Origin of the sequence: Streptosporangium amethystogenes subsp. fukuiense, assembly GCF_042665875.1 — a bacterium.
GTDB lineage: Bacteria > Actinomycetota > Actinomycetes > Streptosporangiales > Streptosporangiaceae > Streptosporangium > Streptosporangium fukuiense.
Window position 1 is genome coordinate 7,045,179 of record NZ_JBHTEE010000001.1, and the last position, 17,521, is coordinate 7,062,699.

General features: G+C 68.7%; 17 protein-coding genes and 1 tRNA gene. 8 read left to right on the forward strand and 10 right to left on the reverse strand.

What is annotated here, in order from left to right:
• Positions 1 to 6 precede the first annotated feature (6 nt).
• Positions 7 to 1,107, forward strand: a complete 1,101-nt coding sequence (locus ACFQVD_RS31080) for a bifunctional NAD(P)H-dependent oxidoreductase/GNAT family N-acetyltransferase (RefSeq protein WP_343970821.1) — start codon at positions 7 to 9, stop codon at positions 1,105 to 1,107.
• A 459-nt stretch (positions 1,108 to 1,566) separates the two neighbouring features.
• Here ACFQVD_RS31080 and ACFQVD_RS31085 read toward each other — a convergent pair whose 3' ends face one another.
• Entirely contained in the window at positions 1,567 to 2,385 is an 819-nt protein-coding gene (locus ACFQVD_RS31085) for a hypothetical protein (protein WP_343970818.1), read from the reverse strand.
• Positions 2,386 to 2,658: 273 nt separating this feature from the next.
• A complete protein-coding gene (locus ACFQVD_RS31090) occupies positions 2,659 to 3,282 on the reverse strand; it encodes a DJ-1/PfpI family protein (protein WP_343970815.1) in 624 nt (207 codons plus the stop codon).
• A gap of 460 nt (positions 3,283 to 3,742) precedes the next feature.
• Between ACFQVD_RS31090 and ACFQVD_RS31095 the strand changes: the two genes are divergently transcribed.
• Complete coding sequence (locus ACFQVD_RS31095; RefSeq protein WP_343970812.1) at positions 3,743 to 4,078, forward strand: STAS domain-containing protein; 336 nt, start codon at positions 3,743 to 3,745, stop codon at positions 4,076 to 4,078.
• A 128-nt stretch (positions 4,079 to 4,206) separates the two neighbouring features.
• Here ACFQVD_RS31095 and ACFQVD_RS31100 read toward each other — a convergent pair whose 3' ends face one another.
• On the reverse strand, positions 4,207 to 4,680 hold the full coding sequence (locus ACFQVD_RS31100; RefSeq protein WP_343970809.1) for an NUDIX hydrolase: 474 nt from the start codon (positions 4,678 to 4,680) through the stop codon (positions 4,207 to 4,209).
• A gap of 45 nt (positions 4,681 to 4,725) precedes the next feature.
• On the opposite strand from ACFQVD_RS31100, the gene ACFQVD_RS31105 reads away from it, so the two are divergent.
• On the forward strand, positions 4,726 to 4,914 hold the full coding sequence (locus tag ACFQVD_RS31105) for a hypothetical protein (RefSeq protein WP_343970806.1): 189 nt from the start codon (positions 4,726 to 4,728) through the stop codon (positions 4,912 to 4,914).
• Positions 4,915 to 5,201: 287 nt separating this feature from the next.
• On the opposite strand, the gene ACFQVD_RS31110 is transcribed toward ACFQVD_RS31105, so the two are convergent.
• The 3 genes from ACFQVD_RS31110 to ACFQVD_RS31120 form a co-directional block, all read right to left on the reverse strand.
• Positions 5,202 to 5,747 carry a hypothetical protein gene (locus tag ACFQVD_RS31110; protein ID WP_343970803.1) on the reverse strand — a complete coding sequence of 182 codons (546 nt, stop codon included), beginning with the start codon at positions 5,745 to 5,747 and terminating at the stop codon, positions 5,202 to 5,204.
• 578 nt (positions 5,748 to 6,325) lie between these two features.
• A tRNA-Ser gene (locus ACFQVD_RS31115) sits at positions 6,326 to 6,414 on the reverse strand.
• 108 nt (positions 6,415 to 6,522) lie between these two features.
• Positions 6,523 to 8,757 carry a nucleotide-binding protein gene (locus tag ACFQVD_RS31120; RefSeq protein WP_343970800.1) on the reverse strand — a complete coding sequence of 745 codons (2,235 nt, stop codon included), beginning with the start codon at positions 8,755 to 8,757 and terminating at the stop codon, positions 6,523 to 6,525.
• Between the two features lie 115 nt (positions 8,758 to 8,872).
• Here ACFQVD_RS31120 and ACFQVD_RS31125 point away from each other — a divergent pair, with 115 nt between their 5' ends.
• Positions 8,873 to 9,829: an NAD(P)H-quinone oxidoreductase gene (locus ACFQVD_RS31125; protein ID WP_343970797.1), complete on the forward strand. Its 957-nt coding sequence runs from the start codon at positions 8,873 to 8,875 to the stop codon at positions 9,827 to 9,829.
• A gap of 5 nt (positions 9,830 to 9,834) precedes the next feature.
• Positions 9,835 to 10,350, forward strand: coding sequence for a bacterial proteasome activator family protein (locus tag ACFQVD_RS31130; RefSeq protein WP_343970794.1), 516 nt, complete (start codon positions 9,835 to 9,837; stop codon positions 10,348 to 10,350).
• Positions 10,351 to 10,355: 5 nt separating this feature from the next.
• Here the strand turns inward: ACFQVD_RS31130 and ACFQVD_RS31135 are convergent, their stop codons facing one another.
• Positions 10,356 to 11,156: an HAD family hydrolase gene (locus tag ACFQVD_RS31135; protein ID WP_343970790.1), complete on the reverse strand. Its 801-nt coding sequence runs from the start codon at positions 11,154 to 11,156 to the stop codon at positions 10,356 to 10,358.
• 236 nt (positions 11,157 to 11,392) lie between these two features.
• On the opposite strand from ACFQVD_RS31135, the gene ACFQVD_RS31140 reads away from it, so the two are divergent.
• Positions 11,393 to 11,596, forward strand: coding sequence for a cold-shock protein (locus ACFQVD_RS31140; RefSeq protein WP_012886943.1), 204 nt, complete (start codon positions 11,393 to 11,395; stop codon positions 11,594 to 11,596).
• A gap of 157 nt (positions 11,597 to 11,753) precedes the next feature.
• Here ACFQVD_RS31140 and ACFQVD_RS31145 read toward each other — a convergent pair whose 3' ends face one another.
• Complete coding sequence (locus ACFQVD_RS31145) at positions 11,754 to 12,896, reverse strand: FAD-dependent oxidoreductase (protein ID WP_343970766.1); 1,143 nt, start codon at positions 12,894 to 12,896, stop codon at positions 11,754 to 11,756.
• 106 nt (positions 12,897 to 13,002) lie between these two features.
• Between ACFQVD_RS31145 and ACFQVD_RS31150 the strand changes: the two genes are divergently transcribed.
• Both ACFQVD_RS31150 and ACFQVD_RS31155 read left to right on the forward strand, forming a co-directional pair.
• The gene (locus ACFQVD_RS31150; RefSeq protein WP_343970763.1) at positions 13,003 to 13,548 is read left to right on the forward strand and encodes a TetR/AcrR family transcriptional regulator; all 546 of its coding nucleotides are present in this window, start codon (positions 13,003 to 13,005) and stop codon (positions 13,546 to 13,548) included.
• A gap of 67 nt (positions 13,549 to 13,615) precedes the next feature.
• Positions 13,616 to 15,061 (forward strand): hypothetical protein, encoded by a 1,446-nt coding sequence (locus ACFQVD_RS31155; protein ID WP_343970760.1) that lies wholly within the window; start codon positions 13,616 to 13,618, stop codon positions 15,059 to 15,061.
• A 110-nt stretch (positions 15,062 to 15,171) separates the two neighbouring features.
• On the opposite strand, the gene serS is transcribed toward ACFQVD_RS31155, so the two are convergent.
• A complete protein-coding gene (gene serS / locus ACFQVD_RS31160) occupies positions 15,172 to 16,434 on the reverse strand; it encodes a serine--tRNA ligase (protein WP_343970757.1) in 1,263 nt (420 codons plus the stop codon).
• Positions 16,435 to 16,496: 62 nt separating this feature from the next.
• Complete coding sequence (gene pheA, locus ACFQVD_RS31165) at positions 16,497 to 17,417, reverse strand: prephenate dehydratase (RefSeq protein ID WP_343970754.1); 921 nt, start codon at positions 17,415 to 17,417, stop codon at positions 16,497 to 16,499.
• Positions 17,418 to 17,521 lie beyond the last annotated feature (104 nt).

Below are 17,521 nucleotides of genomic sequence, written 5' to 3' on the forward strand. Positions count from 1 at the left end.
GTTTACATGTCAACGAAAACTGCGCGTGTCCTCGTCCTGATGTGCAGCACCCGTCCCGGCGCCCGCGGCCCGGCGGTGGGAGAGTGGCTGATCGAGACGATCGCGCCACGCGCCGTGGAACTCGGCGTGGAACTCGTGCCGGTGGCCCTTGGCGACCTCGGCCTGCCTTTCCTCGACGAGGAGGACCCACCGGCATCCGGTGTCTACCGGCACGAGCACACCAAGCGGTGGAGCACGATGGTGGACGCGGCGGACGGCTTCATCGCGGTCACCCCTGAGTACAACTACGGCATGCCGGCGACCTTCAAGAACGCCCTCGACTACCTGGGCCGCGAATGGGCGTGGAAGCCGATGGGGTTCGTCAGTTACGGCAACACCTCGGCGGGCACCCGGTCGGTCCAGCACGCCAAGCAGGTGGTGACCACGCTGCGGCTGGTGCCGCTGGGCGCCACGGTCGCCCTGCGCATCGGCGACACGATGGAGAACGGGCGACTCCGCCCGGACGCCGGCCGCGACGCGACCGCCACCGGGGTCCTGGACGAACTCGTCCGGGTCGCCCACGCCCTCCGGCCGCTGCGCGAACAGGCTCGGTCGCGATCGGGGCCGCTGCCGGGGTCGTATGTGAGAGCGCTGACCCCCGACGACGCCTCGGAGGTCCTGGTGCTCCAGCGCTGCTGCTGGCTGGAGGAGGCGCTGGCCAACGACACCCTGGCCATCCCCGCTCTGGGGGAGTCGCTGGAGCAGGTACGCGAATGGCTGGCCACCTGGCACACCACGGGCCTGTGGCGGGATGGCCGGCTCCTGGGCATGGTGCGGGCGCGCAGCGTGGACGGCGACTGGCACGTGGGCCGGCTCGGCGTCGTCCCCGATCTGCGAGGCCGGGGCGTGGGGCGCCGGCTGCTACGCGAGGCCGAAGCCGCGGCCGAGGCCGGCTGCCGCCGCATCGTGCTGTTCACCGGTGCCGAGAGTCAACGCAACATCCGCCTCTACCACGCCCAGGGCTACCGAACGGAGTCGTTCGACGGCGCGACCGCCTTCCTCACCAAGCCAGTTCCTGCGGATGGCGCCGTCCAGGTTCCCGCTGGGGAGCCGGCGGGACTGGGATGAGGGGACCGGGTGGCGGCTCCGGACGGCAGAGCGGACGGGGCACGAGGTGGACGTGCTGCTCAAGGTCCACGCGAAGTGCATCGGCGGGGGCGCGGAGATCGCCGACCGGAGAATCGAGGATGCGCCGACGGCGTGAGTCCACCGGGTGCGGGGAGATGGTCCCGGTCATCCCGAGACCCTTTCTTTTCGCCTGGCCGAGCTGGGCGAACACGGCCGTTTCCATCCCACGACCAGCGCACACGGCCGCACACCCCGGAAACGATCAACGGCGCCTGACCCAAGGGAAGTCCCTGGTCAGACGCCGTTTCACAAGCTCGTCCGGCCGTTCGGATCTGTTCAACCCAGTCCATGATCGCCCGTCTGGGTAACTCCCAAAGTGGCTCCCATAAGGCAAACGGATCACCTCGCCGAGCTACTCCGGCCCTGATGAGCCCCTGGTGCCCGAGACGGACGAGCCCCCTACCAGTCGCTGATCTCCCAGATGTACCAGGGTCCGTCGATGTGTTCGTAGGTGCCAGGTCCGTCGATGTCGTACGGATCACCGTTCGGGACCCAGGCGAGACCATAACTGGTGAAGAAACCCGTGTCATCGATCATGAAGCCGAAGGCGCTGGGGGATCCTTCAAGGTACTCGACGGGATACAGGCCGATCCAATTCCGCTTTCCAGGCGGCGTCCCCTCTGACATCGCCTTCGCCAAGTGGTCGAGGTCGGCGCGCGACAACTCGAAACGCATCTTGACCGGTGCACCGACGTAGACCAGTGAGGCGACCAGCACCACGATCAGGGGCGGCACGGCCCAGAACGGCCAGTTTCGGCGCAATGCGACCAGCCTCCCAGGCATAACAAGGAGGACGCCGAGCACGATCAGCCAGCCGGCGCCGAACAACAGCCAGCCGGGGCCAAAAAGCATGAACCACGCATAGTGCCACCCGGGAGCACTCGTCGCATACATCATCCCAAACCCCAGTAATACGGCGACCGTCACCCACGCCCCACCTTTGACGTCAATGGGAGCACGCGGGTGATGCACGTCAGGAAGATCATTCGTTGCGTCCACCGCGTGATCGTAACTGTCGCTCGTGGCGATTCCGCCGTACTCATGTGTATGTTTTATGCAGAAATCCCCGACCGGATTCGAGATCGGCTGATGTCCCACATGGGCACTCCTCCACGCGGGCGGTGCTTGATCTACCAGCACGCCGGTCAGGACCGGGGCAAGGTCATCGCCAAGGCGCTTGGGCAGGCGTTCAAGGAGGCACGAGAAGCCATCGGTCACGGAAGATCACGGAGTTCCCGTGAACAGTGAAAGGCCAGGTCGCCGGATAAAGGATGGCCTGGCTTTTCGCACGCAAATCGACGAAGAGAATCGAACCCCTGGCCTACACTTTACAAGATCTCGGTACGTGACCCGGCGAGCTGCTGCGGCGCCGGTCAGGGGCAGCCTTGCCCTGTCCGTGAGTCCCCGTGATTCCCCCTTGCTCCCCGACCTTACTGACACGCGAATGGCACGCGTTGCAGTATTTCCGGAGCTGCCCAAGGGTTCGTGCTGTCAGCGAATCCCTCGGGCAAGAAGGTCCTTGACGGCCTGGGATGCTTTCGCGGGGGATCCGGTGTCGAACGGTGGTTGCGGGTCGTACTCGATCGCAAGCTGGATCGCCTCGGCAGTGGTCTGATCGGTGATGTGTGCTGCCAGCGCGAGCGCCATGTCGATGCCGGAAGAGACTCCGGCAGCGGTCACGATCTTTCCCTGAAACACCACACGCTCGGCCGTATAGGTAGCCCCGAACGACTCCAGCACATCGATCGCCGCCCAATGGGTCGTCGCCGAGAGGCCTGTCAACAGTCCGGCGGCTCCCAGCAGCAATGACCCCGTACACACGGAAGTCGTCCAAATGCTCGACCTGTGCATACGCCGGATCCAATTGAGGAGTTTGTCATCCTGCAACAGCCCCCGCGTTCCTGGTCCCCCGGGAACCAGTAGTACGTCACAGGAGTCAATGTCAGCGAATGTTGCATCGGCGGTGATGGCCAGCGACTTGGGGACGTCCCGCACCGGCCCGGACTTGGTGGCCGCGAACACCACCTCGGCGCCCGGCAAGAACTTGAGCACCTCATACGGGCCAACTGCGTCAAGGGCGGTGAATCGGTCGAGCAGTGGTATGACGATACGCACAGCGGCTCCTTTACCGAATTGCGGTGAATGGCGACCAGGCTATGACGAGCACACCAACCCCTGTCGCTCTCAGGGATCGCATGACGCATACGCACGCCTCCGCCCCGCCGGATCTTCCCGTCTGCCTCGTCCCACCCCGGAGGGGCAATAGCTCGGGGACGGAGGGCCAAGGCCGTCTTCGCGTGTACGTCAACCGGCAGACGTTCCTCGGTCATGGGATGCCAACGGTCACAGACGGCCTTGATCCGGAGGAGTCGAGATGTTGGGCTCGCCTAGGACGTGGCAGACGGGAAGATCCGGCTTCCACCTCAACCACCTACGGTCTCGGGACTTGCAATTCCGATCATCCCGGAGCCGAAGTGCCCCGCCGGAGGCAGAATGGAGCAGCAGCGGACAGGGACAGGAAGACGGATGTGCCATGCCGGGTAAGGGGCCTGGAACTACGCTTGAGGTTCAATCGGTGCACCACGATGAGTACACAGTTCTGCAGGTGAGGGGTAAGTTCACTCAGGACACTACTCCAGCGGCTCTCCTCCAAGGCGAGATAGTGAGTCTGAGCGTGGACGGCCCTCCGCGCCTGGTTCTCGACCTGGGAGGAGTTACCACCTGGGATGACGATGGAGTAGGGGCCGTCATTGGTGCGGCGAAGCGGGTCATGACGGCTAGAGGGAAACTGGTCATTGCGGCGACTCCTGCCGATCTCATGGAGCGTTTTCAGCGGCAGGGATTGGATCAGCGGCTGAAGCTTCGCGAGACTGTCGAGCAGGCTGCAAACGAGTTCGACGTCTCCAGGTAGGCGGCGGTGTGCCAGTGGTCGGCGCGGCGCTCGCGCCGTGACCGGCCCCCAGGCCACATGCGCGGCGCGGGCCCGCAAGCGCGGACCGCACGGCGGCGCGCCGCGCCGCCGCTTTGATACCTACGAGATTAATTCGGCAACTGTTGGCCGTGCTCTAGATACAGCGGGCGGCCGATTGTGCGGGCGGTGACGGCGGCCGTGACGCGGTTGGCCAGTCGTTCGATCAGGAGGCTGGGTAGTTCCGCGACGGGGTGGAAGTCGTAGTCGGCGAGTTCGTCGGTGCCGAGTCGGATGCTGTCGCGCATGCTCGGGGTGAGGGTTCCGCCGTCGAAGAGGAACAGGACCTTGTCGCCTTCTTGGGGGTGGGGTGCCCAGTCGACCACGAGCAGGTCACCGATCGGCGGTTGGATGCCGAGTTCCTCGTGAACCTCACGTACGCACGCCTGGAACGGGGTCTCGCCGGGTTCGATGTAGCCGCCGGGGATGTCGCGGTAGTCCTTGTAGTGGGGGCGGACCAGAAGCAGGCGGTCATGTTCGTCGAAGAAGAGTGCCCCGGCTGCGGCGTGGGGGGTGGCCATTGGCGGGGTCTCTTGCCCGGTCATGATCCCTACGGTATGGGAAGTCCGCCCGGTGTGAAGGTTCCTCAAGTGACGCGCAGCCGGCGGGTCAGATCGGTGAGCCGGTTTGCTTTTCTGGCGGCGGATCCAGCTCAGGACGAGTTGGCGGCCGAGGTGGTGATGGCGGATCTGCTCGGGGGCCAGGTGCTCGGCCTGAAGGAGGGTGTCCAATGCCTCGTCGGTGCGGGTTCCACTGGCTTTATGCGTACCACCCGGTGAATGATCCGGTGACCGCTGCTCGCCGGATCGCCATCCGGTATGCGGAGCTTCGCGGTGGCCATCCCTTGTCGAAGCCGGTCGAAGAGGCCCAATGCGTTCTTTCGGATGATCGACCTGCGCGGGAAGCGTTCCGCCCCGCCTGCCTGTCCGGAGTGATCTCGCCAGGGTGAGGATGGCGTCGGCGGTCAGGCCGGCGGCGTCGTGGGAGTAGGGCGGCCAGGCCCCGGCCCACCACGGCCCGGTGATCCAGCACCGGGTGGAGGCTGAGCCGTAGCGAGGACCGCCGGTCAGTGGGTGCAGGTGGCCGAGACGGTGACGTTGTAGATCCACCACGCGCCGCCGGGCGCGGAGTAGACCAGCGACGACGTCGTGGCGTAGCCCGTGCACGCCTGGCCCGCCGCCAGGAGCGCCGCGCGGGCAGCCTGCGAGCCGTTCTCGACGGCGACAGACGGGCTCGCGCCACCGCCCTGACGGGTCTCGGTGCGCGACACGGTGTACGACAGCGACGGCGGGACCACGCAATTGCCCGACGCGGTCGCCTCATAGATCCACGCCGAACCGTCGGGCGCGGTGTAGAGGTGTCTGGTGGTGACGGACACATCCGAACAGACCTCGCCCGCCGCGGCGGCCTGCTGGTTCAACTCGGCGCGGGCGTTGCCTTCGGCGGCCGCCCTTCCCGCCGCTGGGCTGGGGCCCCAGCCCGAGGAGGTGGCCGAGCGATAGGTAGCGGCGAGCGCGGCGGGAGCGGACAGCACCGCGCCGACGGTCAGCGTCAGGGCGATGACGAGGGCAAGGCGCAGAACCTGGGCAGGATGACGAACGCTGAGTGCCATGGTGTCCCTCTCGAGGGAGGCCGGAGGTTCGAGATCGTCACGACAAGACCGGGCAGGCCGGACCGAGCAGCGCCGGGGGCGCGGGCAGGCATCCGCGCACGTCGAGACTGAAACTTTCACCCAAGCCCGCAACACAGGCGGAAGCAGCACGGGACGTCGCCCGCGCGGCTCCGTCGTGTGCCCTTCGCGGCGAGCGGGCCTCTTCCTGTGGGGGCCTCCCGCTCGGAGATGCTGCCTGCCCTCATAAAACGTGTTTGAGAGCTGATCACTGGACTCGGCGAGCCCATTCGAGTGGGCCAGATCCGGACCGCTGAGCGGGATGGCCCCGGGTGATCCGTCTTAACAGCGTACTGATCGCCGCCCACCGGATCATCGCCTCGCTGGTCGGCGGCAGCCGCTCGTAATCGCGGCCGATCGCCGGTACGTCCTGGCGAAAGTCCTCAAGATCCATCCCGCGTATGTCCCGCGAACACCGGCCGAGAGCCGCTCACGGTGGCCTACGGCTGCACACCCCAGAAACGATCAACGGCGCCCGATCCAAGGGAAGTCCCTGGTCAGGCGCCGTTTCTCAAGCTGGGCGGAGAGCGTGGGATTCGAACCCACGAGACCGGTCACCCGGCCTAGCGGTTTTCAAGACCGCCGCCATCGTCCACTAGGCGAGCTCTCCTGGTGACACGTCCCAAGAACGTGTCAGATTGCACACTAGTCTCTCATTGGCCCGGACGTGCCCGAGACCCGGCAGGCGCCGAACAACAAAGCCTGCCGGGCCGGCGGATCAGGGTTGGGGGCCGGCGAAACCGTCGCCGACCGAGGCGGCCAGGCGGAGGTAGGACTCGCGGGTGGCGGGCTGGAGCCTCTCCAGGTCGATCTCCGCGCCCTCCTCCAGATGCGTGTCGTAGGGGACCCGGATGACCGCGCGGCAGCGGGCCGCGAAATGGGCTTCCAGGCGGTCGAGGTCGACGGTCGACTTCGACCTCGGGCGGACGCTGCACAGCACCACGGTGGCGGAGCGGACCAGTTCCTCGTAGTGGTGGGCCTCCAGCCAGTCCAGGGTTGCCGAGGCGGCGCGGGCGCCGTCCACGGAGGGGGAACTGACCAGGACGAGCTGGTCGGCGAGGCCGAGCACGCCGGACATCGCCGAGTGGAGCAGGCCGGTGCCGCAGTCGGTGATGCAGATCGAGTAGAAGTTCTCCAGGACCTGGGCGACCGACTGGTAGTCGGACGCGCTGAAGGCCTCGGACACCGACGGGTCACGGTCGGAGGCGAGGATCTCCAGGCGCGAGGGGGCCTGCGAGGTGAAGGCCCTGATGTCGACGTACCTCTTGATCTGCTGGCGCTCGTTGAGCAGGTCGCGAACCGTCGCGGAGGTTTCGAGCTCGACCTTGTCCGACAGGGTGCCCCGGTCGGGGTTGGCGTCGACCGCGATGACCCGGTCTCCGCGTACCTGGGCGAGGGTGGCGCCGAGGCCGACCGTGGTGGTGGTCTTGCCGACGCCGCCCTTGAGGCTGAGCACGGCGACGCGGTGGTGGCCGGTGGCCACCGGGGTGCGTGCACGGCCGACCAGCTCGCGACGGCGGCGGACCTCGGGGGACTCGCCCGGCTTGATCAGCCCTGCGGACGCCTTGTAGACCAGCTTCCGCCAGCCTCCGGCGGGCGCGTTGCGACGTCCACGGAGCAGCGACTCCGGATCCAGGCTGTCGGCCGACGGCCGGGGGGCCGTGCCCGGGGGGTGCTGCCTGGCCGGCGTACCGAAGGCGGCCGCCGGAGCCGTCTGACGGCGGCGTGCCTGGTACGGCTCCCGCACCGGTTCGACCGTGTCCCTGCCGGGGGCGAAGGGGTTCTCCCGTTCCATCCGCTCCTGGGCCGAGGCCGCCTCCCATCCGGAGGCGGCACCACGTTCCTGGGCCGATCCGCTCTCCCGGCCGGGTGTGAAGAAACTCTCCCGTTCCTGACCGGAAGAGGAATCCGAGAAGGCGGAGAACGAGGAACGTTCCGGCGACGGCGACGGCGACGGCGACGCGGCCGGCTCCGACCTGTCGGCGCCGAAGGAGCCGGGTGTCCGGAACGGCTCGGCCTGCTCGGGCTCGTGGGAGGGCGGAGGAACGGGGGCCGGGGCGGGTTCGAAGCGCTCGGCCGACTCCTTCGCCGCCGATGCCCCTGTGGATTCGCCGCCGGTGGGGAACCTGTCGGTTTCCACGGAGCCGAAGGTGAAACGGTCGGCGGCGGGAGCGGTCGGATCGCCACCGGCCTCGGACCGGTCGGTCCCGGTGCTCTCCACGGAGAAGTCCCCGCTGCCGAAGGAGAAGGCCGTACCCCCCGGGGTGGACTGCGCGCGGTCCTGACCGCTGCCGAAACCACCGCCGAACGAGAACCGGCCGGTGTCGGTGCCGCCGAGTTCGTCGCTGCCGAAGGTGAACCGCTGGGTGTCCGAGGAGGCCGGCGCGGCCGGCTCAGGGTCGGCGGTCCCGGTGGACGAGGTGGACGAGGTGGACGAAGGGGTGGGCTCGGAGGACTCCGCCTGGCGCTGGGGTTGCTCGAACAGGCCGCGGGCCGGCTCGTGCGCGGGCGCCGCGAACGGGGTGCGGATGTGCGGCTCGGTGAAGTCCCCCGGGGCGCTGTCGCCGGGCTCCTGGCGCGGCAGGGGCTTGAGCGGCGCGAGAAAGCCGTCGTTGTCCTGCTTGCCGGATGCCGGGGCGGGCACGGTGAAGGAGCTCACCGTGTCGGAGGCCTCCATCCAGTCGGCCGCGTCGGCGTCCTCGACCGGCGGTTCGGCCGCCGGCGAGCCCGTGACCGGGTGGGCCGAGTCGACGGCCGCGCGGAACAGCGGCGAGGACGCCGTGTCGGGCTCGGCCGGGACCAGGCTCCAGGGGTCCTTCGGGTACGGCGAGACGACGGTGTCGTCCACCGTGGTGGCCTTCACCGCCAGGGCCGGCGCCTCCTCCTGCTCTTTGATGGCGTCAAGCCAGGCGAGCTGTTCCTCGAGAGATTCCTCACGATCGTGTCTTGCCACCGTGTTCCCCCTCGGGATGGGCATAAAAGGGCAGCAAACACATAGCAGGTTAACGCCCTGTGTTCTTGTCAACGCGAGCAACCACCAAGTTGGCTTGGCGGATACCTTTGCTCACATGCGCGCCATCGTGATCGATAAACCAGGTGGGCCGGAAGTTCTGACGTGGCGGGAGGTTCCCGACCCGTTACCCGAGCGCGGCGAAATCATCATCGACGTGGCGGCCTCCGCGGTCAACAGGGCCGACGCGCTGCAGCGGCAGGGTTTCTACGATCCGCCCGCCGGCGCCTCTCCGTACCCGGGACTCGAGTGTTCCGGCGTGGTCGCCGAGGTGGGGCCGGACGTCGTGGGATTCGCGCCGGGTGACCGGGTGTGCGCGCTGCTCAGTGGCGGCGGGTACGCGGAGAAGGTCGCCGTACCCTGGCAACAGGTCATGCGGGTGCCCGACGGCGTCGACCTCGTCGAGGCGGCCGGGCTGCCCGAGGTGGCCTGCACCGTCTGGTCCAACGTCTTCATGACCGCGCGCCTGCGGAAGGGCGAGACCCTTCTCGTGCACGGCGGCGCCAGTGGGATCGGCACGATGGCCATCCAGCTGGCGAAGGCGTTCGGCTCGCGGGTGGTCGTCACCGCCGGGTCGCCCGAGAAGATCGCCCGCTGTCTGGAGCTGGGCGCCGACGAGGGGATCGACTACCGGCGGGAGGACTTCTCGGAGAAGGTCAGGGCCGATGTGATCCTCGACATCATGGGTGGCAGGTACCTGCCGGGGAACGTCAGGGCTCTGCGGACCGGCGGCCGGCTGGTCGTGATCGGCCTGCAGGGCGGCACGAAGGGCGAGTTGGACCTGGGAGCCCTGCTGGCCAAGCGGGCCTCGGTGCACGGCACCACCCTGCGCGCCCGGTCGGTCGACGAGAAGGGGGTCGTCGTACGCGGGGTCGTGGAGAACGTCTGGCCCCTGATCGACGCCGGGGCGATCCGGCCCGTGGTGCACGCCCGGGTGCCGCTGAGCGACGCGGCCGAGGCTCACCGGATCCTGGAGTCCGGAGAACACACCGGGAAAATCCTGCTAGTAGGTTGAAGACTATGAACGCTGAGGAGAGCACTCCGCACATCGTGGTCGTGGGTCCCCATGGCTCTCAGGAAGATGAGACTTCCGAGGGGCGATCGGTCGCCGACCTGGTCGAGCAACCCGCCAAGGTGATGCGTATCGGCAGCATGATCCGTCAGCTCCTGGAGGAGGTTCGGGCGGCTCCGCTGGACGAGGCGAGCCGCAAACGACTCAAGGAGATCCACCAGAGCTCCATCAAGGAACTGGAGGACGGTCTGGCGCCGGAGCTGGTGGAAGAGCTGGAACGGCTGTCGCTGCCGTTCACCGAGGACGTCAACGGCGCCCCGCCGAGCGACGCGGAGCTCCGGGTCGCCCACGCCCAGTTGGTCGGCTGGCTTGAGGGATTGTTCCACGGCATACAGACCACGCTCTTCGCCCAGCAGATGGCGGCCCGCGCCCAGCTTGAGAACATGCGCAGGGCCCTGCCCGGCGGCATCTCCCTCCAGCAGCAGCAGGAGGGGCACGGCGCCAACCCCGGCCCCTACCTGTAGGGCCGTCAGGAGCTGTAGAGCCGTTCGAGGACTCCGGCGACCCCGTCGTCGTTGTTGGCCGCGGTCACGTGATCGACCGCGGCCAACACCTCCGGGTGGGCGTTGGCGACGGCGTACGAGGTGCCTGCCCAGCGGAGCATCGGAAGATCGTTGGGCATGTCGCCGAAGGCGATCACTTCGTGCGGCTCGATGTCGCGGGTCATCGCGAGATGGGCCAGCGCGGAGGCCTTCGTGACGCCGTGCGCGCTCATCTCGATCAGTGCCCGGCCGCTGGAGTGAGTGGGGGTGACCAGATCGCCGACCAGCCCGCAGACCGCCGCCTGGAGAATGTCGGGATCCATCGTGGGGTGAAGTGCCAGCAGTTTGGCGCAGGGCCGCGAGATGAGCGTGGTCGTCCCCACCCGGAGTCCGGCGACCGCCCTGCTGTCCCACCCGCCGAGACGAAAGTCCGATTCGTGGGCGAATCCCCCCTCGTATTCCACCGAGAAGGCGAGGCCGGGGACCTTTTCCCTGAGCCGTCTCACCACCTCTTCAAGCACGTCCGGGTGGATGAGGTGGGATTTGACGATCTGCTCGGTGTGCAGGTCGTAGACGAGGGCTCCGTTGGCGCATATGGCCAACCCTCGGTGGCGCACGGCTCCCGCGACCGTGTGCATCCAGCGGGGCGGTCTGCCGGTCACGAAGACCAGCGCCGCTCCGGCGTTCTCCACAAGCGCAAAAGCGGCGGCTGTACGGGGGGAGACGGTGCCGTCCGAACGCAGAGCGGTGCCGTCGAGGTCGGTGGCGACCAGCCTGGGGCTTCGCATAACAAGTCCCAGTCTGCACTGTGATGGCCGGGGTGTCGGCCCCAGCATCCCGTCCCAGGAATCTTCCTGATGGCGGGAACACGCATGCGCCGGATAGTGTTAGATGTGATGGCGTTGTATTAGCTGAATCCCGTTGTGAAAACCAGTTTGACTGAGCCACCCCGGGGCCCGCTGTACGACACATGGGGTTCATGAGGTGTGAATCCCAAAGTTTCAAATCCTGAGGGAGAGCTTTAATGGCTCAGGGAACCGTCAAGTGGTTCAACGCTGAAAAGGGCTTCGGCTTCATCGCACCGGATGGCGGTGCACCGGACGTGTTCGTGCACTTCTCCGAGATCCAGGGCAACGGCTACCGTAGCCTCGAAGACGGCCAGCGGGTCGAGTTCGAGATCACCCAGGGCCAGAAGGGCCCGCAGGCCTCGCAGGTCCGCGCCGTCTGACGCATAGACCTCTTGGTTGAACCTGTTTGACCGGAAGGCGGGGTTCGCTCCTGGCGAACCCCGCCTTCCGCATTTTCACGACATTCCACGACACCCGGTCGGCCGGCCCCCGTCTACGGGCGGCCACGGTCCTCGTCGGCGGCCGACAGACGGGGCCTCACCGGTAGACAAGCCCTGAGAGCCGCCAGGCGAGACGCCGACGGAAGACCGGGCTGATCGCCAGGATTCGCAGGACCAGGTTCCTGATCGGCCGCAGGCTCCTGTTCACGTTGGCCAGTCCGGAGAGCCGGCCGGCGAAGGTGACGACCTGCAGGGCGACGGGGCGACGGTCGGCGGTGTAGCGGTCCAGATCCGCCTGCCCGCCGCTGAGAGCGACTGTGAGGGCTTCGGCCAGGGCGGTGGCGTCCTGAATCCCGATGTTCATGCCCTGTCCTCCTGCGGGGCTGTGGACGTGCGCGGCGTCACCGGCGAGCAGCACCCGCCCGGCACGGAAGGTGCCGGCCACCCGGTGGTGGACGCGGAAGCGCGTTCCCCAGACGACCTCGCCGACCACCGCCCGCTCCCGCCGCGGGCCCCGGCTGTCCAGCAGCCCTTGGACGAAGGCCACGTCGGGGTCGCGGGGTGCCTCGTCCACCGTGGAGACGATCCGGTGGGTGCCGTCGGGCAGCGGCGCGACCACGACCAGCCCGGCGGGCGAGAAGTAGAGGACCACCTCGTCGTCCGGCACCCCGCCGGTGAGCCGTACGTCGGCCAGGCTGAACGACTCCGCGTACTGCCCGCCCTCGAACTCGATGCCCGCCTGCTCACGGACCGTGCTGTGCATGCCGTCGGCGCCGACCAGGTACCTCGCGGTGACGGTCGAGCCCCCGGAGAGGACCGCGGTCACGCCCTCGGCGTCCTGGGTGAGGCTCTCCAGCCTGTACGGCCTGGCGACGCGGCCGCCCAGTTCGGCCAGACGCTCCAGCAGGACCCGCTCGGTCACGGCCTGGGAGATCATGAGCGTGTAGGGATAGCGGGTCGGGAGCCTGTCGAAGTCGACCGGCACCAGCGTCCTGTCGCGGTCCCTGATGGTGAATCGCCGGGCGTGGATGCCCAGGGCGGTCAGCCGCCCGGAGATCCCGAGATCCTCAAGCACCTCCAGCGTCCTGGCGTGCACGACGGCCGCTCTTGAGGTGTTGTCACCGGCCGCCTGGTCGTCGACGACCGTCACGTCGAATCCCCGCCCGGCGAGGGAGACGGCGACGGTGAGGCCGGTCGGCCCCGCGCCGACGACGAGAACGTCAGTGGTCTCCGGAAGCATTTCGTCCTCCCTGAAGTATGCCAACGCTTGTTGGTCAACAACCGTTGGCATAACTGTGCGCGCCCGCCCTGGCCATGTCAACAGGTGTTGGCCTACAGTTGTTGGCATGAGGAGAACCTCGGAGGACACCAAGGCCGCGATCCTGGCCGCGGCGCGCGAGCGCTTCGCCTCGGACGGCTACGAGCGGGCGACGATCCGGGCCATCGCCTCGGACGCGGGCATCGACCCCTCCATGGTCATGCGCTACTACGGCAACAAGGACGGGCTCTTCAGCGCCGCGGCCGACTTCGACCTGAGGCTTCCCGACCTGGAGGCGGTCCCCAGGGAGGCGGTCGGCCGCACGCTCGTCGCCCACTTCCTCGACCGCTGGGAGAGCGACGAGGGGATGATGATCCTGCTCCGCACCGGCGTCACCAACGAGGGTGCCGCCGAGCGTATGCGCGGCATCTTCGCCGCCCAGCTCGGCCCCCTCGCCGCCCGCCTCGGCACCGACCCCGCCCAGGCCCCCGTACGGGCCGGGCTCACCGCCACGCAGGTGCTCGGCATGGCCCTGTGCCGCTACGTCCTGCGCCTGCCGCCGGTGGTCGCCATGTCCCGCGAGGAGATCGTCGGCTGGCTCGGCCCCACCGTGCAGCGCTATCTCACCGGCTGACCTTCCAGAAAGGTCACAGATGCCGTCGCGGGCGAACCCGGCCTCATCGCGGCGGGTCCACCCGTCCATGGAACGTCATGGTCCCGTCCTCGCCTGGTTCGGTCACCCGGTGACGGTGGTCGCCGTCCTGGTGCTACCGGTCAACGACCATCTCCTCAAGGCTCTGTGGCCCGGCCCGGTCACCGGCAAGCTGAGCGACGTCGCGGGGCTGCTGGTCGCCCCTCCGCTGCTCGCCCTGGTCCTGTCGCCGGTCCTCGCCCGGCTCGCCGCCCCTGCCGCGACCGTCGCCACCGGTATCGGCTTCACCCTGGTCAAGACCACCGAGGGGGGTGCGGAACTCGCCTCCCGAGCATGGACTCTGATCGCGGGCCCCTCGCGGGTCCTGGCCGACCCGACCGACCTGGTGGCCCTGCCCGTGCTGGGCGTCGCCTGGCTGGTCTGGCGCGGCTGCCGGTCCGACCAGGCGGTACGGCGTGCCCGCGCGCTGGTCGTCGTCCCGTTCGCCCTCGTCGGGGTGACCGCCACTTCGGCCGTCCCGCCCCCGCCCGCGGCCCTGTCGGTCTCGGCCGACGACGAATCGATCACCGTCTTCATCCGCTCCGGCCCCTCATCGGCCGCCGTCTCGCGAGACGGCGGCCGGACGTGGAGTATGCGGCCCGATCCCGTTCCGGTGCCCGCGACACCGTCTTTCCTGCCCTCACCCGCCACTCGTGCCTGCCTACCGGACGACCCGGGGCACTGCTACCGCGTCTCCCCGCCACGGCTGGGCGTGGACGAGTCCCGGGACGGCGGGACAAGCTGGAGAACGGTGTGGGGGGTCTCCGAGGGACGCGAGGACGCTCTGCGCCGGAGCAACGATCACTCTTACCTACCGTGGCAGGGTTCCACCGCCGTCGCGGTGCAGCGCGTGCCCGAGGGCCACGTGGTGGTGGCGGCCAACGGCACCGACGGCATCGCGGTACGCGACCCGCGGGGAGGCTGGCGGCGGCTCGGCTTCTCGGCCGACGGCCTCTACTCCGACGCGGCGGCCCCGCTCGACGCACTGAACGTCGATCTGAGAGTGGAGCAACGCATCGGCCTTTTCACCGGCCTGCTCGCCTTCATGGCCGGCATGACCGCCGCCCGCCGCCGCGAGCCACAGGACAGCGGCCTCGCGGCGACCGCGTACGCCCTCGCCGCGCTCGGATTCCTCTCCGTCCAGCCGTCGGAGAGCCTTATCAGCCCCTTGTTCTTCCTGTTCGGCTGTGCCTGCGGCCTCACCGCGACGGCCCTCATGGCCGCCGCCGCGATCAAGGCACGCGTACCGGCCTGGACCTGGATCACGCTGTCGGCCATCGCCGTCTGCATGCCGGCCATCATCTGGACGATCTTCTCCGGCTGGCTGTCCGGCACCCCGGACGACTACTCGACGGCGAGGCTCCTCGCCTGGTTCGCGGGCTGCTCCGGGGTCGGTACATCGGTTCTGATCGGCTGGACTGCGGCGAGGAGCGCGGAGGAACGTCGGGTTTCGTGAACGCACGAAGGCCCCGGCCGCGGCACAGGTTCCGGTGGCCGCCGCACCGTCCGGCTCGGCGGGCGCGGCGAACTTCGGGACGGCGGGCCGGGCGGGGCCTTCGCGGACGGCTACCTGACGGGTTCGAGCACGTCGAGGCCGACGTACGGGCGCAGGGCCTTGGGCAGCACGACGGAGCCGTCGGCCTGCTGGTGGTTCTCCAGGATCGCGACGATCCAGCGGGTGGTGGCCAGCGTGCCGTTCAGGGTGGCCACGTGCCGGGGCTTGCCACCGGACTCGCGGAAACGCACCCCGAGGCGGCGGGCCTGGAAGTCGGTGCAGTTGGAGGTCGAGGTGAGCTCGCGGTAGCGCCCCTGGCTCGGTACCCACGCCTCGCAGTCGAACTTCCTGGCGGCCGAGGTGCCCAGGTCTCCGGCCGCCGTGTCGATCACCCGGTAGGGCAGCTCGACCTTGGCCAGCATCTCCTTCTCCCAGTCGAGCAGGCGCAGGTGCTCGGCGTGCGCCTCCTCCGGCCGGACATAGGAGAACATCTCCACCTTGTCGAACTGGTGGACCCGGATGATGCCCCGGGTGTCCTTGCCGTACGAGCCGGCCTCGCGGCGGAAGCACGAGGACCATCCCGCGTAGCGGTACGGCAGCGCGGAGCCGTCCAGGATCTCGTCGCCGTGGTAGGCCGCCATCGGCACCTCGCTCGTGCCGACCAGGAACAGGTCGTCGTCGGGCAGGTGGTAGACCTCGCTGGCGTGGGCGCCGAGGAAACCGGTGCCCTTCATCGACTCCGGCTTGACCAGCACGGGCGTGATCATCGGCACGAAACCCGCCTCGATCGCCTGCTGCATGGCCATGTTGAGCAGCCCGAGCTGGAGCCGCGCGCCGACGCCCCGCAGGAAGAAGAACCGCGAGCCCGACACCTTCGCACCGCGCTCCATGTCGATGGCGCCGAGCAGCTCGCCAAGCTCCAGGTGGTCTCTGGGCTCGAAGTCGAAGGACGGCTTCTCGCCGATCTCCTCCAGGACGACGTAGTCGTCCTCGCCGCCTTCCGGAGCACCCTCCTCCACCAGGTTGGGCACCGTGTAGATCAGCTCATCGAGCTCGGCGGCGAGCTTCTCCGCCTCGGCCTCGGCCGACTTGACCTGCGAGGAGAGATCCTTCGCCCGCTCCAGCAGGGTCGCCTTCTCCTCCCCCGAGGCACGGGAGACCGACTTGCCGACGGTCTTCTGCTCGGCGCGGAGCGTCTCGAAACGGCTCAGCGCACCACGTCGGCGCTCATCAAGGTCGAGCAGCGTGTCGACGACAGAGTCGTCCTCACCGCGGGCACGCTGCGACGCCCGTAGCCGGTCCGGATCCTCACGAAGGGTACGCAGGTCAATCACAGTCACAGGCTACCGAGGTACGGCTCTCGCCCGCGCCCGGTTTGCTCCGCACCGGCCGACGATCAGCTCTGGCCGGCGCGGATCCTGTCCAGCCAGGCGGCGGCCTCGGCGAAGTCGTCGTTGTTCGTACCGCGCTTGATCTGCGGCGCGAAGGCGTCGGCGCGCGGGTAGCTGCCCAGGAAGCGCACCTTGGCGGAGATCCGGTGCAGACCGGAGATCGCCTCGCCGACCCGGGCGTCGGCGACGTGGCCCTCGAAGTCGAAGTGGAAGAAATAGCGGCCGATGCCGTCGCCGGTCGGCCGCGACTCGATGCGGGACAGGTTGACGCCGCGGACGGAGAACTCGGTCAGCATCTCCAGCAGCGCGCCCGGGTGGTCGTCGGCCAGGAAGACCACCAGGGAGGTGCGGTCGGCACCGGTCGGCTCGGGCAGCGGGCCGGGACGCGTCACCCGGACGAACCGGGTCACGGTGTCGGTGCGGTCGCCGATCCCGCTCGCGAGCTGGACGAGGCCGTAGTGCTCACCGGCGATGCGCGCGGCGATGGCCGCGTCGTACGGCGAGCCGGGGATCGCGACCTCCTGCGCCGCCGCCGCCGTCGACGGGGCGGCGACCACCACGGCGTCGGGCAGCTCGCGGGCCGTGAAGTTGCGGCACTGGGTGATGGCCGCCGGGTGGGTGAAGACCCTCTTGATGTGTGCCATCTCGGTGCCGGGGCGCACCAGGAGCGAGAACTCGACGGGGAGCAGCAGCTCCGCGGTGATGAGCAGCGGCTCACCCTGGGCGAGCTCGTCAAGGGTGGTGGTGATGGCGCCTTCGAGCGAGTTCTCCAGCGGGACGACGGCTCCGTCCGCCTCGCCGCGCCGGACCGACTCAAGGGCCGCGGTGATGTTCGGGCTCGGCAGACGCTCGGCCTCCGGCGCCAGGATGCGCAGGGCCTCTTCGGTGAAGGTTCCCTCCGGTCCCAGGTAAGCGAATTTCGGCATGACCTCAGGCTATCCGGCGACTGTCGAAAAATGTGCCCAAGATCGCACCTTCGGACCGCCCGCTCCTCCCCACGACCGCCCGAGGTCGCTCCGCATTAAGCCGC

Bases quoted from the DNA above. Each gene is read 5' to 3' on its own strand.
- pheA (WP_343970754.1), bottom strand. From the start codon at position 17,417: ATGCCGAAATTCGCTTACCTGGGACCGGAGGGAACCTTCACCGAAGAG.
- ACFQVD_RS31155 (WP_343970760.1), top strand. From the start codon at position 13,616: ATGGAACGTCATGGTCCCGTCCTCGCCTGGTTCGGTCACCCGGTGACG.
- ACFQVD_RS31125 (WP_343970797.1), top strand. From the start codon at position 8,873: ATGCGCGCCATCGTGATCGATAAACCAGGTGGGCCGGAAGTTCTGACG.
- ACFQVD_RS31130 (WP_343970794.1), top strand. From the start codon at position 9,835: ATGAACGCTGAGGAGAGCACTCCGCACATCGTGGTCGTGGGTCCCCAT.
- ACFQVD_RS31140 (WP_012886943.1), top strand. From the start codon at position 11,393: ATGGCTCAGGGAACCGTCAAGTGGTTCAACGCTGAAAAGGGCTTCGGC.
- ACFQVD_RS31145 (WP_343970766.1), bottom strand. From the start codon at position 12,896: ATGCTTCCGGAGACCACTGACGTTCTCGTCGTCGGCGCGGGGCCGACC.
- ACFQVD_RS31150 (WP_343970763.1), top strand. From the start codon at position 13,003: ATGAGGAGAACCTCGGAGGACACCAAGGCCGCGATCCTGGCCGCGGCG.
- ACFQVD_RS31080 (WP_343970821.1), top strand. From the start codon at position 7: ATGTCAACGAAAACTGCGCGTGTCCTCGTCCTGATGTGCAGCACCCGT.
- ACFQVD_RS31135 (WP_343970790.1), bottom strand. From the start codon at position 11,156: ATGCGAAGCCCCAGGCTGGTCGCCACCGACCTCGACGGCACCGCTCTG.
- ACFQVD_RS31110 (WP_343970803.1), bottom strand. From the start codon at position 5,747: ATGGCACTCAGCGTTCGTCATCCTGCCCAGGTTCTGCGCCTTGCCCTC.
- ACFQVD_RS31100 (WP_343970809.1), bottom strand. From the start codon at position 4,680: ATGACCGGGCAAGAGACCCCGCCAATGGCCACCCCCCACGCCGCAGCC.